Source organism: Streptomyces sp. NBC_00045, assembly GCF_045041095.1.
GTDB lineage: Bacteria > Actinomycetota > Actinomycetes > Streptomycetales > Streptomycetaceae > Streptomyces.
Genome location: NZ_CP108272.1, coordinates 432,236 through 451,099, shown reverse-complemented (window position 1 = coordinate 451,099; position 18,864 = coordinate 432,236). Strand labels below are relative to the sequence as shown.

At 71.6% G+C, this 18,864-nt stretch carries 15 protein-coding genes; 10 read left to right on the top strand and 5 right to left on the bottom strand.

Annotated features, from left to right (window positions below; all coding sequences use genetic code 11):
- Positions 1 to 333 precede the first annotated feature (333 nt).
- On the bottom strand, positions 334 to 1,170 hold the full coding sequence (locus OHA65_RS37765; RefSeq protein WP_329317119.1) for a LysR family transcriptional regulator: 837 nt from the start codon (positions 1,168 to 1,170) through the stop codon (positions 334 to 336).
- Between the two features lie 97 nt (positions 1,171 to 1,267).
- On the opposite strand from OHA65_RS37765, the gene OHA65_RS37760 reads away from it, so the two are divergent.
- The 5 genes from OHA65_RS37760 to OHA65_RS37740 all read left to right on the top strand — a co-directional run bounded on the left by OHA65_RS37760 (position 1,268) and on the right by OHA65_RS37740 (position 5,561).
- Positions 1,268 to 1,801, top strand: coding sequence for a cupin domain-containing protein (locus tag OHA65_RS37760; protein WP_327286367.1), 534 nt, complete (start codon positions 1,268 to 1,270; stop codon positions 1,799 to 1,801).
- A 124-nt stretch (positions 1,802 to 1,925) separates the two neighbouring features.
- On the top strand, positions 1,926 to 2,288 hold the full coding sequence (locus OHA65_RS37755) for a DoxX family protein (protein WP_327286366.1): 363 nt from the start codon (positions 1,926 to 1,928) through the stop codon (positions 2,286 to 2,288).
- Between the two features lie 279 nt (positions 2,289 to 2,567).
- Positions 2,568 to 3,245 (top strand): hypothetical protein, encoded by a 678-nt coding sequence (locus tag OHA65_RS37750; protein ID WP_405763581.1) that lies wholly within the window; start codon positions 2,568 to 2,570, stop codon positions 3,243 to 3,245.
- 484 nt (positions 3,246 to 3,729) lie between these two features.
- A complete protein-coding gene (locus tag OHA65_RS37745; RefSeq protein ID WP_329316890.1) occupies positions 3,730 to 4,689 on the top strand; it encodes an ATP-binding cassette domain-containing protein in 960 nt (319 codons plus the stop codon).
- Positions 4,690 to 4,766: 77 nt separating this feature from the next.
- The gene (locus tag OHA65_RS37740; protein WP_329316888.1) at positions 4,767 to 5,561 is read left to right on the top strand and encodes an ABC transporter permease; all 795 of its coding nucleotides are present in this window, start codon (positions 4,767 to 4,769) and stop codon (positions 5,559 to 5,561) included.
- 83 nt (positions 5,562 to 5,644) lie between these two features.
- Here the strand turns inward: OHA65_RS37740 and OHA65_RS37735 are convergent, their stop codons facing one another.
- On the bottom strand, positions 5,645 to 8,785 hold the full coding sequence (locus OHA65_RS37735; RefSeq protein ID WP_327286558.1) for a BTAD domain-containing putative transcriptional regulator: 3,141 nt from the start codon (positions 8,783 to 8,785) through the stop codon (positions 5,645 to 5,647).
- 803 nt (positions 8,786 to 9,588) lie between these two features.
- Between OHA65_RS37735 and OHA65_RS37730 the strand changes: the two genes are divergently transcribed.
- The 5 genes from OHA65_RS37730 (at position 9,589) to OHA65_RS37710 (ending at position 15,024) form a co-directional block, all read left to right on the top strand.
- On the top strand, positions 9,589 to 10,929 hold the full coding sequence (locus OHA65_RS37730) for a PLP-dependent aminotransferase family protein (protein ID WP_331736384.1): 1,341 nt from the start codon (positions 9,589 to 9,591) through the stop codon (positions 10,927 to 10,929).
- A 52-nt stretch (positions 10,930 to 10,981) separates the two neighbouring features.
- Positions 10,982 to 12,130: a 3,5-dihydroxyphenylacetyl-CoA synthase DpgA gene (dpgA, locus tag OHA65_RS37725; protein ID WP_327286361.1), complete on the top strand. Its 1,149-nt coding sequence runs from the start codon at positions 10,982 to 10,984 to the stop codon at positions 12,128 to 12,130.
- A gap of 23 nt (positions 12,131 to 12,153) precedes the next feature.
- The gene (gene dpgB / locus OHA65_RS37720) at positions 12,154 to 12,855 is read left to right on the top strand and encodes an enoyl-CoA-hydratase DpgB (protein WP_327286360.1); all 702 of its coding nucleotides are present in this window, start codon (positions 12,154 to 12,156) and stop codon (positions 12,853 to 12,855) included.
- On the top strand, positions 12,852 to 14,222 hold the full coding sequence (gene dpgC / locus OHA65_RS37715) for a (3,5-dihydroxyphenyl)acetyl-CoA 1,2-dioxygenase DpgC (RefSeq protein WP_327286359.1): 1,371 nt from the start codon (positions 12,852 to 12,854) through the stop codon (positions 14,220 to 14,222). The genes dpgB and dpgC overlap by 4 nt, the downstream gene beginning before the upstream one ends.
- A 154-nt stretch (positions 14,223 to 14,376) precedes the next feature.
- Positions 14,377 to 15,024: a histidine phosphatase family protein gene (locus OHA65_RS37710; protein WP_327286358.1), complete on the top strand. Its 648-nt coding sequence runs from the start codon at positions 14,377 to 14,379 to the stop codon at positions 15,022 to 15,024.
- Positions 15,025 to 15,080: 56 nt separating this feature from the next.
- On the opposite strand, the gene OHA65_RS37705 is transcribed toward OHA65_RS37710, so the two are convergent.
- From OHA65_RS37705 to hppD, 3 genes are all read right to left on the bottom strand, one after another.
- Entirely contained in the window at positions 15,081 to 16,382 is a 1,302-nt protein-coding gene (locus OHA65_RS37705) for a cysteate synthase (protein WP_331730051.1), read from the bottom strand.
- 161 nt (positions 16,383 to 16,543) lie between these two features.
- Entirely contained in the window at positions 16,544 to 17,668 is a 1,125-nt protein-coding gene (locus OHA65_RS37700; protein WP_331730048.1) for an alpha-hydroxy acid oxidase, read from the bottom strand.
- Positions 17,665 to 18,780, bottom strand: a complete 1,116-nt coding sequence (hppD, locus tag OHA65_RS37695; RefSeq protein ID WP_327286355.1) for a 4-hydroxyphenylpyruvate dioxygenase — start codon at positions 18,778 to 18,780, stop codon at positions 17,665 to 17,667. The genes OHA65_RS37700 and hppD overlap by 4 nt, the downstream gene beginning before the upstream one ends.
- Positions 18,781 to 18,864 lie beyond the last annotated feature (84 nt).

Here is an 18,864-nt window from a genome sequence, read left to right as displayed (position 1 = left end):
ACAGACCCTCCTCGCGACATGGACCGGCGTCTGCCCCACCTGCCACCGCGGCATACCCACACCAACACCGACCTGACCAAGCACTACTAGTCGGGCGGGGCCTCCGATCGCGTCCGTTGTTCATGGTGACGCGCGACGGTGCGCATACTGAATGGGACTCGATGCCCTCCGAGGAGTACCGCGTCAACGGCCAGTCCACGGCCTGACGTGGTGTGACCCGTGACGCGGGGTGGGGGAGATGCGCCCGCATCCGCCAGCTCAGCAGTCGAAGCCACGTTCAGGGCGCCCGCGCGCACCACGTACGCGTCGCGGTCGACCGACCACGGGGACGGGTCAGCGACGGTACGCGGCGGTCGCGATGTCGGTGAACGACCGGATCAACGGGTTGGTGTCACCCTCGTTCCACACCGCCACCACTCGGCTGGGCGGCATGTCGACCAGTGGCACTGCGGCCAGCTCGGCGGGCAGGCCGTGTCCGAGCGGGGCCAGGCCGACGATGTCGTTCCACAGCACGGCTTGCAAGCATTCCTGGACGGCGCGCACCACTGGGCCCTCGCGTGGCTCACCGCCGTTCCAGTACGACTGCCAGATCGGGTCGGTTCCGTACGGGAACTGGAACCAGCGGCGGTCGCTCAGGTCGGCCAGTTGCAGCTGGCTGCGGCGGGCAAGCGGATCGTCGGCGCGCAGGACCACGCCGACCGGATCGCTGCGCAACTCACGCACCGTCAGGGCGGTTTCGTTGAACGGCGCCCGTGTCAGGGCGACGTCGACCAGTCCGGCGCGTAGCCCGCAGGTCGGGTCGGTCAGGTCGGTGTCGCGGATGCGGATGTCGCGGCCGGGGTGGCTCCGGCGGTAAGCGGCGGCCAGCCTGGTCACACCCGGGTCGGTGCTGTCGCCCAGGATGCCGACGGTGATGGTCGCGGCGCCGGCCGCTGCGGTCACGCGTGCGCGGATGCGGTCGGCCCGGTCGAGCAGGGCCCGTGCCTCGTCGAGCAGCACGGCGCCCGCCGGGGTGAGCGTGACGCCGGCAGGTGAGCGGGCGAACAGCAGGGCACCGACCTCGGTCTCCAGCTGCTTGATCGCCCGGCTCAGCGGCGGCTGGCTCATGTGCAGTCGAGTGGCGGCCCGGCCGAAGTGGCGTTCCTCAGCGACCGCCACGAAGTAGCGCAAGGTCCGTAGCTCCACGCTGCAACAATACCCATGAGGTATCAGGGCTGCGGGATGGGTTCTTGGACACCGGCAGACTCCCGGCGGTGCACTGGTGAGCATGACCGAAGAAGCAAAGACCAGCGAGCCGCAGACCGCCCCGGCCGTATCGGTGGTGGGTCCCGGCGACGGCGAGACGATCATCCTGGGCACCACGCGCATGCGCGTCCTCGAAGACGGCAGCCACACCGGGCACCGCCTCGCGATCGCCGAGTCCGTCCTCGCCCCGCACACCCAGAGACCGCCGCAGCACCGCCACGCCCAGCACGACCAGGGCTTCTACATCGTCTCCGGCACCGTGCGGTTCACCGTCGGGGACGAGGACCACGACGCCACCACGGGCACGCTCGTGATGGTTCCGCCCGGTACCCCGCACACCTTCGCCAACCCGACCGACCAACCCGCCGTCATCCTCAGCACATTCACCCCCGACCTGTACGTGCAGTACTTCCGAGACCTCCAGAGCGTGATCGCCAGTGGCCGGCCGCTGACGCCACAGGCCAGCATCCGGGCGATGAGCCGCTACGCGACCGAGCCCGCCGCCGACCTCCCGCCGAGCCAGCCGGATGACGCCGCCCGGCCGTCCTCCGTCTGACCAGCACGGCCGGGGCGCGCTCGCCCTTCACCTTCCGGGTCGCTCAGACAACAGCCTGGCCTTCTCCAGGGGTTGCCCTGGGATTCGACGGGTCACCAGCAGCAGGTGACCGTGGACGGGACTCATGAACATTGCATTTTGGACGGTCGCAGGGCTCCTCGCCCTCTTCTACCTGTACGCGGGCGCGATGAAAGTGGTCCGCAGCCGCGATCAACTCCGGCCGATGATGGCCTGGGTCGACCGCATGCCCCTGACCGCCGTCAGGGCGCTGGGGACGGTCGAACTACTGGGCTCGGCCGGACTCGTCCTGCCGCCACTGACCGGCGTCGCCCCCTGGCTGGCAGTGGCTGCGGCCATCGGGTTCGTGCTCCTGCAGATCGGCGCGATCGCCGTCCACCTGACCGGCGAAGACCGCCAGGTCACCCTCAACGTCGGGCTCGTCGCCACGACGACCGTACTCATCTGGCTGGCCACCACGCGGCTGTGATCGAGCACGGTTCTCGACCGGTGGGTACCTCCTGCCCGCTGTCGCCCTCCTCCTCGTACGGACCGCTCCGGGTGACGCCCGCGCCCTTGCAGCGGACCACGTCGTGTTCGCCGCCGTCGGCTGGCCCCGAGGCGCGCCGGTCGAGCAATTTTGCTTGCACGGCCGCGACCGTGGAGGCTGTGGGGGGGCGCGCGTGAGCGACCATACGTACGGGGGAGGCTTGTGGTGGCAGCTGTAAGAATTCGGCCGGGGCGGGTGGCCGGGGCGTTATTGGTCGTCTTGTCGCTGATACCCGCGCTGATCAGCGGCTTCCTGTTCGCCGTAGCGCTGCCGGACGACAGCCGGCGGTACGCGGATTACGCGGCCGCCGAGCCCTGTGGCGACGGGACTGACGACTGCCTCCGTACCATCCCCCTCACGGTCGACCACACGGTGGTCAAGAAGGGCCGGAACGGCAAGTTCGAGGCAACTCTCTCCGGCACCGCCTCCAGGAAGGCCGTCGTGAGGTTCGGGGACCCCGGGCCGCTGCTCGCGCGGCTGGAGCCCGGCGACCAGGTGACCGCCACCGTGTGGCGCGGCGCGGTCATGACCGTCGCCAAGGGAGACCTCCGCCAGAGCTCCGCCGACGAGCCCCGCGACGACGCCCAGATGACCGCCGGCCTCGGCACCTTCACCGGCCTGGTCGCGGCTCTCGGGCTCGGCTTCGCGACCGCGTGGCTGGCCGGGTTCGGCGGGCGGGAGCCCTGGACCTGGCGCTCGCTCGGGATGCCCCTGCTCATCGGCGCGGCGATCACCACCCTCGCCGTGGCGCTCACCGCCTTCCTGATCGGCCTGCCCTGGTGGGTCGTGCCCGGCGTCTCGGTGCCGTTCGTGGCGTACGCCGCCCGGCAGCTCCACCGGTACCGGCGGCGATCGGTCCCACCGCGCGGAATGGCAGATTCCTCTCCCGCTGCGTGAATCCCTTCCCGGCCCCTGCCTACGTTGCCCGGCATGGGCCGGAGTAGGAGACCGTCGCGCCGGCAGGTCCAGCGGCAGGTTTGCGGAGGGTCTGGCGGGCCGGCCCCGACGGTCCGGGCGTCTGCCCGCTGCGCTGACCCGGCCGGGGGCGGGGGCCGGTCCCGCCCCGCTTCCCTCCGCCCCTCGGCCCGCTCGTTTGTCCGGCGTGCGCGGCGCGATGCGGCGCGGCCGTTGCCGATGCGCTGCGGGTGTCGAGTCCGTCGAATCCCCCTCTCCGTCGTCGTCCAGTGCGGGTTCGACGCCGGGCTCGGACGTGGCGCATGCGCGGCACGGGTCCGGCCCGTCGACAGATCCGTGCGGGGGCGCTGACAGCCGCTGACGGGGCGCCCGGGAGGCTGTCAGCGGGCTGGCCGGGGGTTGTCAGCCGGGGCCGCGAACCTCAGGTCATCGAGCACGACGAAGACCTGACGAGGGGATGTTCACCATGACGTACGCGATCCGGGCCGAGGGACTGGTCAAGAAGTACGGCGACTTCACCGCCCTGGACGGCGTGGACCTTGAGGTTCCGGCCGGCAAGGTCGTCGGAGTCCTCGGGCCGAACGGCGCCGGCAAGACCACCACCGTGCGCATCCTCGCCACGCTGATGCGCCCCGACGGGGGACGTGCCACCATCGGCGGCCACGACATCGTCAAGGACCCCGTCAAGGTGCGGCAGTTGATCGGGCTGACCGGGCAGTACGCTTCCGTGGACGAGACCCTGTCCGGCACCGAGAACCTGGTGCTCATCGGGAGGCTGCTCGGCCTGGACCGGCGCGGTGCGAAGGCTCGGGCGGCCCAGCTCCTTGAGGACTTCTCGCTCACCGAGGCGGCCCGCAAGCCGATCTCCACCTTCTCCGGCGGTATGCGGCGGAGGCTGGACCTCGCCGCCTCCCTGGTCGGCCGGCCCCAGGTGCTCTTCCTGGACGAGCCCACCACCGGCCTGGACCCGCACGCCCGCCAGGAGGTCTGGGACGTCGTGCGGCAGTTGGTCGCCGACGGCTCCACGGTGCTGCTCACCACCCAGTACCTGGAGGAGGCCGATCAGCTCGCCGACTCCATAACCGTCTTCGACAAGGGTCGCAAGGTCGCCGAAGGCCGGCCCGGTGAGCTCAAGCGCCGCGTCGGCGGCCAGATCCTCCAGATCCGGCCCACGCTGGCCGCCGATGTGCCGTGGGTCGCCGGGATGCTCGCCGAACTGACCGGGCACACGCCCGCGCAGCAGTCCGGGGTGCTCACGGTGCCGGCCGATGAGCCGCTGGTCGTCGCCGCGGTCGCCCGCCGCCTCGACGGCGCCGGCATCACCGCCGACGAGCTCGGCCTGCGACTGCCCAGTCTGGACGAGGTCTTCCTCGCGCTGACCGGACACGCTCCCGCCGTGGGCAGCGACCAGCCCGTCACCGTCTGAGCAGCCCGCTCACGCACCGTGTCGACCGCTCCCGCCCCGCTCCGCCCGTATCGCACAGACTTCTCGGAGGACCCGTCATGACCGCCCAGATCACCAGCCGTACCGGCCTCGCGCAGACCACCCAGCACAGCATCGCCCTCGCCGGCCGCGGCGTCACCAAGTTCATGAAGTCGCCGATGCAGCTGGTCGACGTGGTCCTCACACCGATCATCAGCCTGCTGATGTTCGTCTACCTCTTCGGGGACGCCATGTCGGGCGGCGACACCGACGGCTACCTTCAGCTCGTCGCTCCCGGAGTGATGGTCATGGCCGTCTTCCAGGCCAGCATCGGCGTCGGCGCCTCGCTCAGCACCGACGCCAGCACCGGGATCTTCGACCGGTTCCGCAGCATGCCGATCGCCCGCTCCAGCCCGCTGATCGGCGCCGTCCTCGCCGACATCGTCCGCTACGTGGTCTGCCTGGGGGCCCTGGCCGTCCTCGCCCTGGTCATGGGCTACCGCGTCCAGACCGGGCCGGTGGCCACGCTGGCCGCACTCGCCCTGCTCATCGGCTTCGCCCTCAGCTTCTCGTGGATCTCGGTGTACCTCGGGATGCTGATCAAGAACCCGGCCTCCGTGCACGGCCTGATGACCATCCTGATCCTGCCGCTCACCTTCGCCAGCAACGTCTTCATCCCCCGGGACGGCATGGCCGGCTGGCTGCGGGCCTGGTCCGACGTCAACCCCGTCTCCCTGGTCGCCGAAAGCGTCCGCGGCCTGCTCAACGGCGGCCCGGTCGCCGGCTCCCTGCTCGCCACCCTGGCCTGGATGGCCGGCGTGATCGCGGTCTTCTTCCCGCTCGCCATGCACGCCTACCGCAAGAGCGCCGCCTGACCCGGCGGCGGCACGACCCGCCGGGCGGGGTCCGCACCCACGGTGCGGGCCCCGCCCGGCTTTCGCACGACCCCGCACGTCCATCAGATGCGTGACACCGTCCGCAGGGCCTCCGCCTCCAGCCATCGCAGTGCGTCCTTCCGGGAGTACGAGGCCCCCTCCTCGAACATCCGCGCGAAGCCGTCCTCGCCCAGCACCACCACGATCCGGTCGATCAGCTCGCGCCACTCCGGCTCGCCCCGGTCGAAGGCGCCGCGCATCACCTGGCTCATGCCGAGCGATCTGGCGCCGTCCTCGGGGGACCCCTCCAGCGTGCGGATCCCGCCCAGCAGCTCGGCCACCCAGGCGAGCGCGGCGCCCGCCCCCTGGCCGAGCAGGGCGCCGGCAGCCTCGGGGAGAAGGGCCCTGGCCCGCACCGTGTCCTCCTCGGCCAGCAGGTTCTCGATGCGGGTGCTGATGATCAGGTCGCGGGCCAGCTCCCGCAGGGAGGGACGCCGGACGCTCAGAGCCTCCAGCCGGTCCAGGGTCGCATGGGACCGGGCGAGGTCGCCGGCCCTGCGGTGGACGTTCGCCAGGCCGACGAGGATGTTGGCCTCCATGCGGAGCTGTCCGCGCGAGCGGGCCTGCTCGTACGCGGCGTACAGGTCGCGGAAGGCGCCCTCCAAGTCTCCGCTGCGCCTGCGCTCACGGGCGAGCCTGGCCTTGCTGAGGTACAGGTAGTCCTCGGTGCCGAGTTCGGAACTGAGCACCACGGTCCGCTCGAAGGTGGCGATGGCCTCGGGGTACTCGCCGCGCAGCGAGTGGTCCCGGCCGATCGGGAGCAGGCTCATGACGAGCCCCCAGCGGTCGCCCACCTCCTCGAAGCCGCGCAGCGCCTCGGTACGGGATCGGGCACCGGTGACCATGTCGCCCTGCTCGGTGAGGGCGAAGTCGCGTGCCAGGTGGGCGCTGGCCCGCGTCCACGGATCGGGCGAGTCCAAGGGGTCCTGGTCGGCGGCCGTGCCCGGCCCCGGTACGCCCGCGGGGAGGGAGGCCCGGGACATCCGCAGGAGCAGCTGGGCCGGGTGGAACTCGCGCGCCATCGCCGATTCGCCCGGGGCGTCGCCGTGTTCGCTCCCGGCCCGGGCCGGTACGGGATCCGGCCCGGGCTGCCGTGCCAGGTAGCCGTCGAGTCGGGTGCTCATCCCCCTGATCCCCCAGTACCAGAACATCGCGCTGGTGAAGCGTGCGGCCAGGCCCTCGTCGGGGGCGTCGGCGACCGAGCGCAGCGCGAGCACGAGGTTGTCGTGCTCGGCGTCGAAGACCTCGATCGCGCGCAGCTGTTCGCGGGTGCGCAGGCGCGGTTCGTACGCCTCCGCAAGGGCCAGGAAGTACGCGGCGTAGCGCTGGGTGACGGCGTCCCCGGACTCGGTGTCGGCGAGCTGCCGCGCCGCGTAGGCGCGTACCGTCTCCAACATCCGGTAGCGCGGCTCGCCCGTCCCCTCGTCGGCGGTGTCGACCAGCGACTTCTCGACGAGGGCGTCCAGGACGTACGGAACGTCGGCTGCCGGCAGCGACGCGTCCGCGCAGACCGCTTCGAGGGCGGGGACGGTGGCGCCGCCCGGGAACACGGACATCCTGCGGGCGAGGATCCGCTCGGGTTCGTCGAGCAGGTCCCAGCTCCACTCGACGAGCGCGAGCAGGGTGCGCTGGCGGGGCAGGGCCGTGCGGCTGCCGGAGGCGAGGAGCCGGAAGCGGTCGTCGAGGCGTCGGGCGACCTGCTCGACGCTCATCGAGCGGAGCTTCGCCGCGGCCAGTTCGAGGGCCAGCGGCATCCCGTCGAGGCGTCGGCACACCTCGACCACGGCGTCGAGGGTGAGGTCGTCGAGCGTGAAGTCCGGCCGGACCCCAGCGGCCCGGTCGGTGAAGAGGCGCACGGCGGGCGACTGCGCCGCTTCGGCGGGCTCCGGTGACCCCGTGGGAACGTCGAGGGGACCGAGGTGGCACAGGGACTCGCCGGTGATGGCGAGGGCCTCGCGGCTGGTGGCCAGGATCCGCAGCTCGGGAAGCTGGTGCAGGAGCGCCGTGGCCAGTTCCGCGGCGGCCTCGACGAGGTGCTCGCAGTTGTCGAGGAGGAGCAGGGCGTCACTGCTGCCGAGGAGCCCGGCGATGCGTTCGGCGGGGGTGGTCCGCTGCCCCTGGCCGGCTTCGTAGAGGGCGCCGTCCGTGGAGCCGAGGGCGCCGAGCACCGCGTCGGCCAGCTGGTCCGGTGCGCTGACACCGGCGAGCGGGACGAACCAGACACGGCCGCGCGCGTGGGCGCGGTCCCGGGTGGCGGCCTCCAGGGAGAGCCGGGTCTTGCCGGCGCCTCCGCCGCCGACGATGGTGACGAGCCGGCCCCGGGCAAGGTGTTGTGCGACGAGGTCCAGTTCGCCGTCGCGGCCTACGAAGCTGGTGAGGCGTGCCGGGAGGCGGCTCACGGCCGGCTCGGCGCGCTCGCGGGGCGCCTTCAGCTCGCCCCGCAGCAGCGCGAGGTGCGTCTCGCGCAGCTCGGCCGACGGGTCGACCCCGAGTTCGTCGCCGAGCCGCTCCCGTATCGCCTCGTACACCGCGAGGGCGTCGGACTGGCGGCCAGCCGCGGACAGCGCCCGCATCCGCAGCCCGGCGACCCGCTCGCTCAACGGCCTCTCGGCACCCGCCGCTTCGAGGTCGGGCAACACCTCGCCGTACCGTCCGCGCTGGAGTTCGGAGTCCCAGCGGTCCTCGGCGGCCGCGGTCCGCAGGCTCTGGAGCCGGGTCGCGACGGGCTGCGCGAACGGGGCGTCGAGTACGTCGGCCAGGGCGTCGCCCTGCCACAGGCCGAGCGCCTTCGCGAGCAGCCCGGCCGCCTCGTCGGCGCGACCTGCCGCCAGTTCCCGTCTGCCACGGGCGGCCAGCTCCTCGAAGCGGTGGACGTCCACGTCCTCGGGCCGCAGCGAGAGCCGGTACCCGCCGGACGCGGATTCCACGGCCGCGGACCCCCGTAGCGGTTTGCGCAGGCGGGACGCCAGGGCCTGCAACGCGTTGGCGGCGTCGGCGGGCGGCTCTTGCCCCCACAGCCCGTCGACGAGCGCGTCGGCGGAGACGGCGCGGCCCCCGCCGAGGGCGAGCCTGGCGAGGAGCATGCGCAGCCGCACACCGCCCACTTCGACGGGCGTTGCGTCCTCGTCGTACACCCGAACCGGTCCCAGCAGCTGTACGCGCACCACGGCGGTCTCCCCCTTCGGACCGACCGGGCCCCCGTGTCGATCATTCTTCCAACGCCGCGTCAGCATCACCCACTTGGCCGCTCCGGTAAAGGGCCTCCGGCCTGCGACCTGCGACGTCTTCGTCGGCGTCCGGCGGTGAACGGCTCGGGTGAGGGGTGCGCGTGCGGACCTGCGCGCGTTGAGTGCGCCCCGACGACTACGGTCCGGACCACTTGAGCCGGACGGCGCCGTGCCGCCGAGGCGCGGCCGCCGCGGGGTGGGCAGGTGAAGCGGTGTCGGGGCGCGATCTCGGTCGATCGGGACCGTTGCCGTATGCCTCATCGGCCGCGGAGCTGTCGGGCTTCACGTGCGGCCTGCCCCGCCGGCCGTCGGAGCATCGGGGCCGAGGTGCGGCCGATGCTGGGTGGCTGTGCGGCCGCCGAACGGGGGCGTGGACCGGAAGGTCCGTCGCCGAGCGGGTCGTCGAGCGTGACCGCCGCCGCCGGCAGCGACCCCGCCCACTTCTCTGACAGCCGGTGGTGACCGGCGCGGCATCGGCTCTGTTGCCGGTACAGCCGTCTGAGTGACCCTCAGCGGCGCCGCAACCCCAAGTGCCACACGGAATAGTGGAGTTGAGAACGGTCCACGGGAGCCGTCGTGAGGGGCCGACGGGTGGGACGCGTTCGGCACGATCGGCGCTCCACCATGATCAGACGGCTCTATGCCGCCGGATGACCTGCTGATAGCCTGCCAAAAAATCTTGTTCCTACGAGATCACAGGCGGGCGGCCGATCCATGGTCTGCCTGCGGGAGGTGCCTACGTGGCAGCCAACCATCTGTTAAAGGAGGAGCTGCACGCCAGCGTCTCCGATCCGGTTCTCGACACGATGAACTTCCTCAACGGGATCACGCACCGCTACCCGGAGGCGGTTTCCTTCGCTCCCGGCCGCCCGTACGACGGATTCTTCGACACGGAAGAGATCTTCGAGCACATCCGCCGCTACCTGGACCACCTGGCGAAGACCGGGTACACGCCCGGCGAGATACGCGATGCGGTCTTCCAGTACGGACCGACCCACGGCCAGATCCGGGAACTGATCGCCGACTCGCTCCGCAAGGACGAGGACATCGACGTGCCGCCCGAGGCCATCGTCGTCACCGTCGGCTGCCAGGAGGCCATGCTCCTGACCCTGCGCGCCCTCATGGCGAGCCGGGACGACGTGCTCCTGGTGGCGAGCCCCTGCTACGTGGGCATCACCGGCGCCGCACGGCTGCTCGACATCGCCCTCACTCCCGTGGAGGAGCGGGCCGACGGCCTGCACTGCGACGACGTGGAGGCCGCGATCCGGGCCGAGCGGGCCCGGGGACGGCGCCCGAGGGCGCTCTACGTGGTCCCCGACCATTCGAATCCGTCCGGTGTCACCCTCTCCGCGGAAGCGCGCAGGGGGCTCCTCGAACTCGCCGCCCGAGAAGACTTCCTCCTGCTGGAGGACAGCCCGTACCGGATGGTCAGCCCGGGCCGGCAGCTCCCCACGCTCAAGTCCCTCGACCGTGACCGCCGCGTCGTCCACCTCGGCTCGTACTCCAAGACGCTCTTCCCGGGCGCACGGGTGGGCTTCGCCGTCGCGGACCAGGTCGTCGTCGACCGAGACGGCACCACCGGTCTGCTGGTGGACGAGATCACCAAGATCAAGAGCATGGTGTCGGTGAACACGTCCGCACTCGGCCAGGCTGCCGTGGGCGGGATGCTACTGGCGGCCGACGGCCGCACCGCCGACATCAACGTCGAGACCTCCCGCTACTACGGCGACGCGATGCAGGCCGTCCTGCGGGAACTGGACGAGGCCTTCCCCGAGGAGGAGCGCGCGGCACTCGGCGTGCGCTGGAACCGGCCCACCGGCGGCTTCTTCCTGACCGTGGACGTCCCGTTCCGCGCGGACAACGCCGCGCTGGAACGTTCGGCGGAGGAGTTCGGCGTCATCTGGACGCCCATGTCCTACTTCTATCCCCAGGGCGGCGGAGCCAACAGCATCCGTCTGTCCATCAGCTACCTGACCCGATCCGAGATCGCCGACGGGGTCGGGCGTCTGGCACGTTTCATCAGGGATGAGACCGCTGCCCATGACCCGTCACAGCCCACGAGGAAACCGACACGTTGTTGAACACACAGGCACTGATACGCAGCAAGCCGCGCATGTGGGGGTGGACCTTCCGATGACCACCGCGATGAACCCCCGGTACACCGAACTCCTCGAACCGCCGATACCCTCCCCCGGCCCGGCACTGACCGCCCCGCGGATCGCGGGCGTCGCGACGGCCGTTTCGGGGACGTCGTACACCCAGCAGGAAATCCTCGACCTGTTCGAGATATCGGACCCCAAGGTCCGGTCCGTCTTCCTCAACAGCGCCATCGAAAGACGCTTCCTCTCCCTGCCTCCGCGCGACCCGCACGGCGCGCTCCGCTCCGAGGTCCAGGGTGAACTCCTCGACAAGCACAAGAGGCTCGCCCTCGACATGGGGGCCAGGGCGATCCGCAAGTGCCTGGCCAACACGGGCATCGACCCGCACGACATCGACTACCTGTGCGTGACGACCACCACGGGCTTCCTGACTCCCGGCCTGAGCGCCCTGCTGATCCGCTCCCTGGGGCTGCGCCCGCAGACGAGCCGCGTGGACGTCGTGGGCATGGGCTGCAACGCCGGCCTCAACGCCCTTCAGGCGACGGCTGGTTGGGCCACGGCGCATCCGGGCCAGGTGGCCGTCATGCTGTGCGTGGAGGCCTGCTCCGCCGCCTACGTCATCGACGACACGATGCGGACCGCCGTCGTCAACAGTCTCTTCGGGGACGGCGCCGCCGCCGTCGCCCTGGTCGCCGACCCGTCGCAGCCCCCGCCGCCCGTCGGCGCGCACCGCGGGTTCCACGGTCCGCGGATCCTGGGCTTCTCCAGCCACCTCATCACCGACGCGATCGACGCCATGCGGTACGACTGGAGCGACGCGCAGGGCAAGTTCAGCTTCTACCTGGACCCGCAGGTGCCCTACGTCGTGGGCGCGCACGCGGAGCAAGTGGTCGACCGTCTGCTGGCCCCGGCCGGCCTGCGCCGTTCCGACATCGGCCACTGGCTGGTGCACTCCGGCGGCAAGAAGGTCATCGACGCGGTACGAATCAACCTGGGTCTCACGCGCCACGACGTGCGGCACACGACCGGAGTCCTGCGCGACTACGGCAATCTCTCCAGCGGCTCGTTCCTGTTCTCCTACGAGCGGCTGCTCAGGGAAGGCGTGGCCGCACCCGGCGAGTACGGCGTCCTGATGACGATGGGGCCGGGCTCCACCATCGAAACGGCACTCGTTCAATGGTGAATGAGGAGCAGGTGAAGGAAACCATGACCGAAACAGGCACGATCTCCGCGGCGTACGACGCCGCCACCGCGACCCTGACCCTCGACGGCCGCCTGCCCTTGTCCTCCGCCGCCGTCGCCGCCGTCAACGCGGCCTGCGACGCTGCCGAGGACGGGCGCACCGCCGGCCACCTGACCGTCCGGCTCTCGGGCGTCCCCGCAGTGCCGCAGGCCGACGGGGCGACGGTCTCCCTGGTGAGCAAGTGGGAGCGGGCGCTGCGCCGGTTCGAACGCCTGCCGGCGGCGACCTTCGCGACGGCCGAGGGGCCGTGCGGCGGTCTCGCGCTCGACCTCCTCCTGTGCGCGGACCGCCGCATCGCCGACGGCGCCGCGAGCCTGGTGATGCCGGTCGAGAACGGGACGACCTGGCCGGGCATGACGTTGTACCGGCTCGGCAGGTCCCACGCCGGTGCCGCCGCGGTCCGCCGTGCCGTCCTCTTCGGCACGGCGATCGGTGCGCAGGAGGCCGTGGCCCTCCAGTTGGTCGACGTCGTGGCGGACGACGTCGAAGCGGCGCTGGCGGCGGCCGTCGCGTCGACCGCCTCCGTGCGGGGATCCGAGCTGGCCATCCGACGCCAGCTGCTCTTCGACGCCGCGACGACCAGCTTCGAGGAGGCACTCGGCGCCCATCTCGCCGCGTGCGACCGGGCTTTGCTGCAGTCGGCCGCCGCCGAGGCGGCCGCATGACCGTCGACCACGTCGTGGCCCGCACGCACGCCGGAGCCGCGGCCGCTCCCGCCCTTCCTGCCGATCTCGACTCGGCCCGGCTCGCGCTGGCACGCGCGGCCGCGGCCACCTCGGCCCTGCTCGCCGACCTCGGCGAGCCGGCGGACCGGTCGCCGGAGCAGCGTGCCGAGGCCGCCGCGGCGGTCGACGCCGCCAGGGCCCTGCGTGCGGCGTTCATGGACGCCCACGCGGAGGCGGTGTACGACGAGCTCACGGATCACCGGTCCCGTCACCTGCGGATCGCCGAGCTGGTCCGGGAGGCCGCGGTGCGCTTTCCCGGACTCGTGCCGACCGTGGAGCAGCTGGCCGCCGAGCGCACCCGGGCCCAGTCGCACAAAGAGGGCCACGAGATCGACCAGGGGATCTTCTTCAGCCGTGTGCTGCGCTCCCCCACGGCCGGGGCGCACCTCCTCGACGCGATGCTGCAGCCCACTCCTGCCGCCCTCGCGCTGCTGCCGGAGTTCACCCGCACCGGAACGGTCCGGTTGCGGTCCGTGACGGTGGAACGCCGCGGTGCGGTCACCCATCTGACCATGTGTCGCGAGGACTCCCTGAACGCGGAGGACGACCAGCAGGTCGCCGACATGGACACGGCGGTCGACCTGGTGCTCCTGGACCCGGCCACCGAGGTCGGCGTGCTGCGGGGCGGCGTCATGTCGCATCCCCGCTACCGCGGTCGGCGGGTCTTCAGCGCCGGCATCAACCTCAAGGCGCTGCACGGCGGCGGCATCTCGCTCGTGGACTTCCTGCTGCGGCGTGAGCTGGGCTACCTGCACAAGCTGATCCGGGGTGTGAGGCCGCAAGGCTCTGCGGACTGGCGGCGGCCCACCGTCGACAAGCCGTGGGTCGCCGTCGTGGACGGTTTCGCCATCGGCGGCGGCGCCCAGCTGCTCCTGCTCTTCGACCACGTCATCGCCGCGTCGGACGCCTATGTGAGCCTGCCGGCGGCGCAGGAGGGCATCATCCCGGGCGTGGCCAACTTCCGGCTGACGCGTTCGGTCGGGCCCCGGCTGGCCCGGCAGGTCATCCTGGAGGGGCGGCGCGTCCACGCGAGCGAGCCGGCGGCCCGGCTGCTCGTCGACGAGGTGCACGAGCCGGCCGCGCTGGACGCGGCCGTGGCCGAAAGCGCGGAGCGGCTTCGCGGCACTGCCGTCCTCGCGAACCGGCGCATGCTCAACCTGGCCGAGGAGCCGGTCGAGCAGTTCCGTTCCTACATGGCCGAGTTCGCGCTCCAGCAGGCCCTGCGGCTGTACGACGCCGACGTGCTCGACAAGGTCAGCCGCTTCTCGGGGGCTTCGGTCGAGGAGGCTGCCCCGGCCCGGGGCTGACGCATCCGCGCCCCGCGCGGACGGCTCCCCCGTCCGGGGAGCCGTCCGCGCCGGCGGGTTGCCGTGCCACCGCCGCTCGCCGGGCCGTGGCACGGCCCCCGCCGTCACCGGCCCTCGCAGCAGGGCCCCACGTAGAGAGACATTTCGAGGAATCATGGTTGCCGCCAGCTCGCGGGGCCGCAGGATCGTCCTGTGGCGTCACGGCCAGACCGCCTGGAACCGGGAACAGCGTTTCCAGGGGACCACCGACATCGAACTGAACGCCGAGGGCGTGACGCAGGCGCGGCGCGCCGCACGGGTACTGGCGGCCTTCGCCCCCGATGCCGTCATCACCTCCGATCTGAAGCGGGCCGCCGCCACCGCGCGCCACCTGTCCGTGCTGACGCACCGGGCTGCCACCCCCGAGGAGGGGCTCCGCGAGGCGTACACCGGTCGGTGGCAGGGGCTCACCCACGACGAGATCGTGGCCGGGTACGGCGAGGAGTACGAGGCCTGGAGAAGGGGTGAGCCCGTGCGTCGTGGGGGTGGCGAGCTGGACACCGAGGTGGCCGAGCGGGCGACCGCCGTCGTGGAGCGCCATGCCGAGCGGCTCCCGGACCGCGGGACGCTGGTCGTGGTGAGCCACGGCGGCACCATCCGGGCGACGGCCGGCCGTGTCCTCGGCATGGATCCGGCGGACTGGATGTCCCTGGCCGGCCTGTCGAACTGCCGCTGGCACGTGCTGAGCGAGGAGCCTTCCGGTTGGCGGCTGTCGGTGCGCAACGCCGGGGCTCCGCAGGAGACGGAGTTCGGCGAGGGCTGACGTCGGGGCCGCGCGCGAACGCACGACGTCTCGCGTCCTCGCGTCCTCGCGTCCGGCTATCGGGTCCGGTCGGGGAACAGCCCGGCGATCCGCGCCACGAGGCCTTCCGCCGTGCCGTCCTGCAGATCGGCGACCAGGGCCGGCTCCGCGTCGTACAGGGGATGGTCCTGTGCGAGCCGTGCCCGGCCCCCGCCCGTGATGTTGAGCAGGACGTGCTCCTCCTCGGGGATGCGGCCGTCGAGGACCGCCTTGCGGAGGCCGGCGAGCGCCACCGCGGAGGCCGGCTCGATGTCGACGGATTCGGCCTTCCCGAAGACGTCCCTCTCGTACTCAGCCGCGTCCTGCTCGACGGTGAGAACGTCGCCGGAGCTCTCGGTGAGCACGTCGTAGACGCCGCAGTGGACGGCGTACGGGGGGAAGCGGTTGGTCAGCTCGTCCGCGAAGACGGTTCTCGTCGCGGCCCGCGCGTCGTCCGCTCCGCACGGGGCGAGCTGTCGCGTCCCGGACTTCCAGGAGTCGGCGAGCGGAGCGAACGACGCGTTCTGGCAGAGCAGGAGCCGCGGCAGGTCCGTACCGTAGCGTCCCGTGCCGAGGAGCCTGGTCGCCGCCTCGTGGACGGCGATGGCGCCGGCTCCGCTGCCGACGGCCTGGACGTAGACGCCGGGCATCCTGCCCATGGCTTCCACGCCCGCGTACAGGACCGTCGCGAGTCCGTCGCGCCGGCCGATGTTGCGTACTCCGCCCTCGGCCTGGAAGCCGGGGAGCGCGGCCACCGACTCTGCGAGGGCTATCGCGTCGGAGTAGTCGGCGCCGTCCAGCACCACGAGCCTGACCGCCGGGTCCAGCGGTGCCCGGAACCTCATCCTGTCCAGGCCGCGGCGGGGCACGATCAGGAGGCACGGTCGCCGGTGGCGCGAGCAGATCGAGGCGAAGGCCGCGGCGGTGTTGCCGGCGGAGGCCACGACGAGCACCGGCGGATCCGACGGCAGACGCCCCAGGACCGCGTACGCCTCCAGCTCCTTGAACGTCGCCGTTTCGAGGAACGCCCCGCGCTCGGGCCAGTACCCGTTGAAGGCGATCCAGAGGTTCGGCAGGCCGAGCTGGGCGCAGAGTTCCTCGCTCTGGAACACGGCCGTGCGGGCCGCCGTCGGGAACGTCCTGGTGACCGGGAGCCAGTCCCGGTAGCGGAACAGCCCCTCGGTATCGGGCTGCGGCGCGAATTCCTTCACCGCGTAGTCGGACCGGAGCAGCGCCGGCCCGTGATCGCGGCTGCACGACAGCGTCATGCCGTCGTCCTGGCCGCGCTGTCCGCACAGCGGACAGAACACCGTGTAGTGGCGGCTCACCCTTTTCTCCATTTCCCGTATTTCCTTTCTGAGGGTCAGCATCGGCATGTCGTCCGCAGGCGCATCGGTCCCGTGATCCGTCGTCCCGGCCGCCTCGGGCGCCGGGCTCGCCCGGCGGCCGGCACGCAGGTGGCACGTGCCGGCCGCCGTCAGCCGTCCGCCGGGGCGGCCGGCTAGCCGGCCCTCGTCAAGGTCCGGATCTCCCGGGCGGCCTTCACTCCGTCGCAACCCGCGAGGCCGAGGGCGTCGCGCAGTTCCTCCGCCAGCAGGTCCAGGACGCGGCCGACGCCCCGTTCTCCCGCCGCGGCGAGCCCCCACAGCACCGGGCGCCCCACGAGAACGCCATCGGCTCCCAGTGCGAGGGCGCGCAGTACGTCGGTTCCGCTGCGGATCCCGCTGTCCAGCAGCACCCGGCAAGCGCCACCGACCTCCGTGGCGACCTCCGCGAGGACGTCGACGCCGGCGACCGCGCCGTCCAGCTGCCGGCCGCCGTGGTTGGACACGACGATGCCGTCCGCGCCGACGTCGACGGCACGTCTCGCATCCTGCGGCGCCAGCACCCCTTTGAGAATGATCGGCAGCCTCGTGCGGCGCCGCAGTTCCTCGATGTCCGACCAGGTCAGGGAGGGGGTGAAGGCTGATCCGGTGTGGGAGGCCACCGCGGATCCGGACGTCGGCGCCCGATGGGCCTCGGAGCCCGACCCCCACGTCAGATTGGCAGCCTCCACCCCGGGGGGCAGGGTGAACCGGTTGCGGACGTCCCGTAGCCGACGTCCCATCCAGGGCACGTCGACGGTCGGCATCAGCGCCGCGCACCCAGCGGCCTCCGCGCGTTCGATCAGCTCGAAGGTCTTCTTCCGGTCGCGCAACCAGTACAACTGGAACCAGACGGTGCCGCCGATTCCGGTGATCTCCTCGATCGTGCAGCTGCTCAGGGTGCTGGCGGTGAAGGGCACTCCCGCCGCCTTGGCCGCCCGCGCGCCCGCCAGCTCGCCTTCCGGGTGGACGAGCTTGTGGTACGCGAGGGGGGCGACTGCCACCGGCATGGCCTGCGTCACGCCGAACAGCGACGTCTGCGGGTCGCAGTGCGCCACGTCCCGAAGGACGCGCGGCACGAGGGCGATCCGCCGCAGCGCCGCACGGTTGGCGGCCAGCGTGACCTCGCCGCCACTGCCGCCGGAAACGAAGTCCCACACGTCTGCGGGCAGGGCTTCGCGTGCTGCCCGTTCGACGTCCTCCAGGCAGTGCACGTCCCGGTCTGCGTCCCACGGCCCGGTGGTCGGCACGGTGCGGCTCACAGGGAGTTGCTCTGATTCGCGAGGCGCTCCATCTCCACCGCCTCGTACAGGGCCTTGATGTTGGAACTGCCGAAGGTCTCCGCACCGCACCGCTCGATCACCTCGAAGAAGAGGGTGCGCCTCGGGTGGGTGGAGCGCGCGAATATCTGGAACAACTGTCCGGCGTGGTCCTCGTCGACGAGGACGTTCAGCTCGTGCAGGCTCTCCAGGGAGTGCTTGCTCAGGGAGATGCGCTGCTTGAGGAGGCTGTAGTACGCGTCCGGTGTGGTCAGGAACTCCACTCCGCGACCGGCCAGCGCCCCGACGGACCGCACCACGTCGTCCGCGGCGAAAGCCACGTGCTGCACACCCGACCCGACGTGGTTCTTGAGGAACTCGTCGATCTGACCGGGGTCCGCCTCGGGGTCCGGCTGGAGGATCGTGAAGGTCACCTCGCCCGACTTGCTCTGGACCACCTTGGACAGCATCGCCTGGGCGCCGACCACGATCCGTTCCGCGAAGATCTCGTCGAACCCGAACGACTTCTCGTACAGCTCCACCATCGCGTCCAGCTCACCGACGCTCGCGCACACGGCGAAGTGGTCGATCTCCAGGAGGCGCAGCCCGTCCGCGGCCGCGGGTTCCGTCGGCTCCCCGGCGCCGGGGAGCGGTCGGAACCCGGCGGGCAGTCCGGCTTCCCTGCCCGAACGCCGCTGCACCAGGGTGTGCACGACATCGCCGAATCCTGAGACGGTCGCACTGACCGCGACGTCGTCCCCCGCGTGCTCCACGGGTTCGGCCAGTTCCTGGGCGCCGTTGTCGACGGCCTGGCGGAACGCCCTGCGCACATCCCCCGTGCGCAGAGCGATGTTGGCGATGCCGTCACCGTGGGCGAGTACGTAGTCGGAGGCGGGATGCCGTTCCGCCGTCGCCTCCGTCAGGACGAGCTTCATCGCACCCTGGCTCATCACCGTGGCGCGGAAGCCCTGCTCCGAGGAACCGCCGGCCGCGACCTCCACGAACCCGTAGGAGTCACGCCACAGAGCGACCTGCTCGTCCATGTCGCGGACGTACATCTCCACGTAGTCCAGCTCGAAGTCGTCGACGACTGTGTTGGCCTGGGAAGACGTCATGGAAACTCCAGTTCTCTTGCGTGACGAGAAAGCATTTGAGAGAAGAAGAAGGGACAAAAGCACTCCCGATGTCAGGTGTGCGCC

Coding starts and splice junctions, on each gene's coding strand:
- dpgB (WP_327286360.1), top strand. CDS start 12,154: ATGACCGAAACAGGCACGATCTCCGCGGCGTACGACGCCGCCACCGCG.
- dpgA (WP_327286361.1), top strand. CDS start 10,982: ATGACCACCGCGATGAACCCCCGGTACACCGAACTCCTCGAACCGCCG.
- OHA65_RS37710 (WP_327286358.1), top strand. CDS start 14,377: ATGGTTGCCGCCAGCTCGCGGGGCCGCAGGATCGTCCTGTGGCGTCAC.
- dpgC (WP_327286359.1), top strand. CDS start 12,852: ATGACCGTCGACCACGTCGTGGCCCGCACGCACGCCGGAGCCGCGGCC.
- OHA65_RS37705 (WP_331730051.1), bottom strand. CDS start 16,382: ATGGAGAAAAGGGTGAGCCGCCACTACACGGTGTTCTGTCCGCTGTGC.
- OHA65_RS37755 (WP_327286366.1), top strand. CDS start 1,926: ATGAACATTGCATTTTGGACGGTCGCAGGGCTCCTCGCCCTCTTCTAC.
- OHA65_RS37740 (WP_329316888.1), top strand. CDS start 4,767: ATGACCGCCCAGATCACCAGCCGTACCGGCCTCGCGCAGACCACCCAG.
- hppD (WP_327286355.1), bottom strand. CDS start 18,780: ATGACGTCTTCCCAGGCCAACACAGTCGTCGACGACTTCGAGCTGGAC.
- OHA65_RS37760 (WP_327286367.1), top strand. CDS start 1,268: ATGACCGAAGAAGCAAAGACCAGCGAGCCGCAGACCGCCCCGGCCGTA.
- OHA65_RS37745 (WP_329316890.1), top strand. CDS start 3,730: ATGACGTACGCGATCCGGGCCGAGGGACTGGTCAAGAAGTACGGCGAC.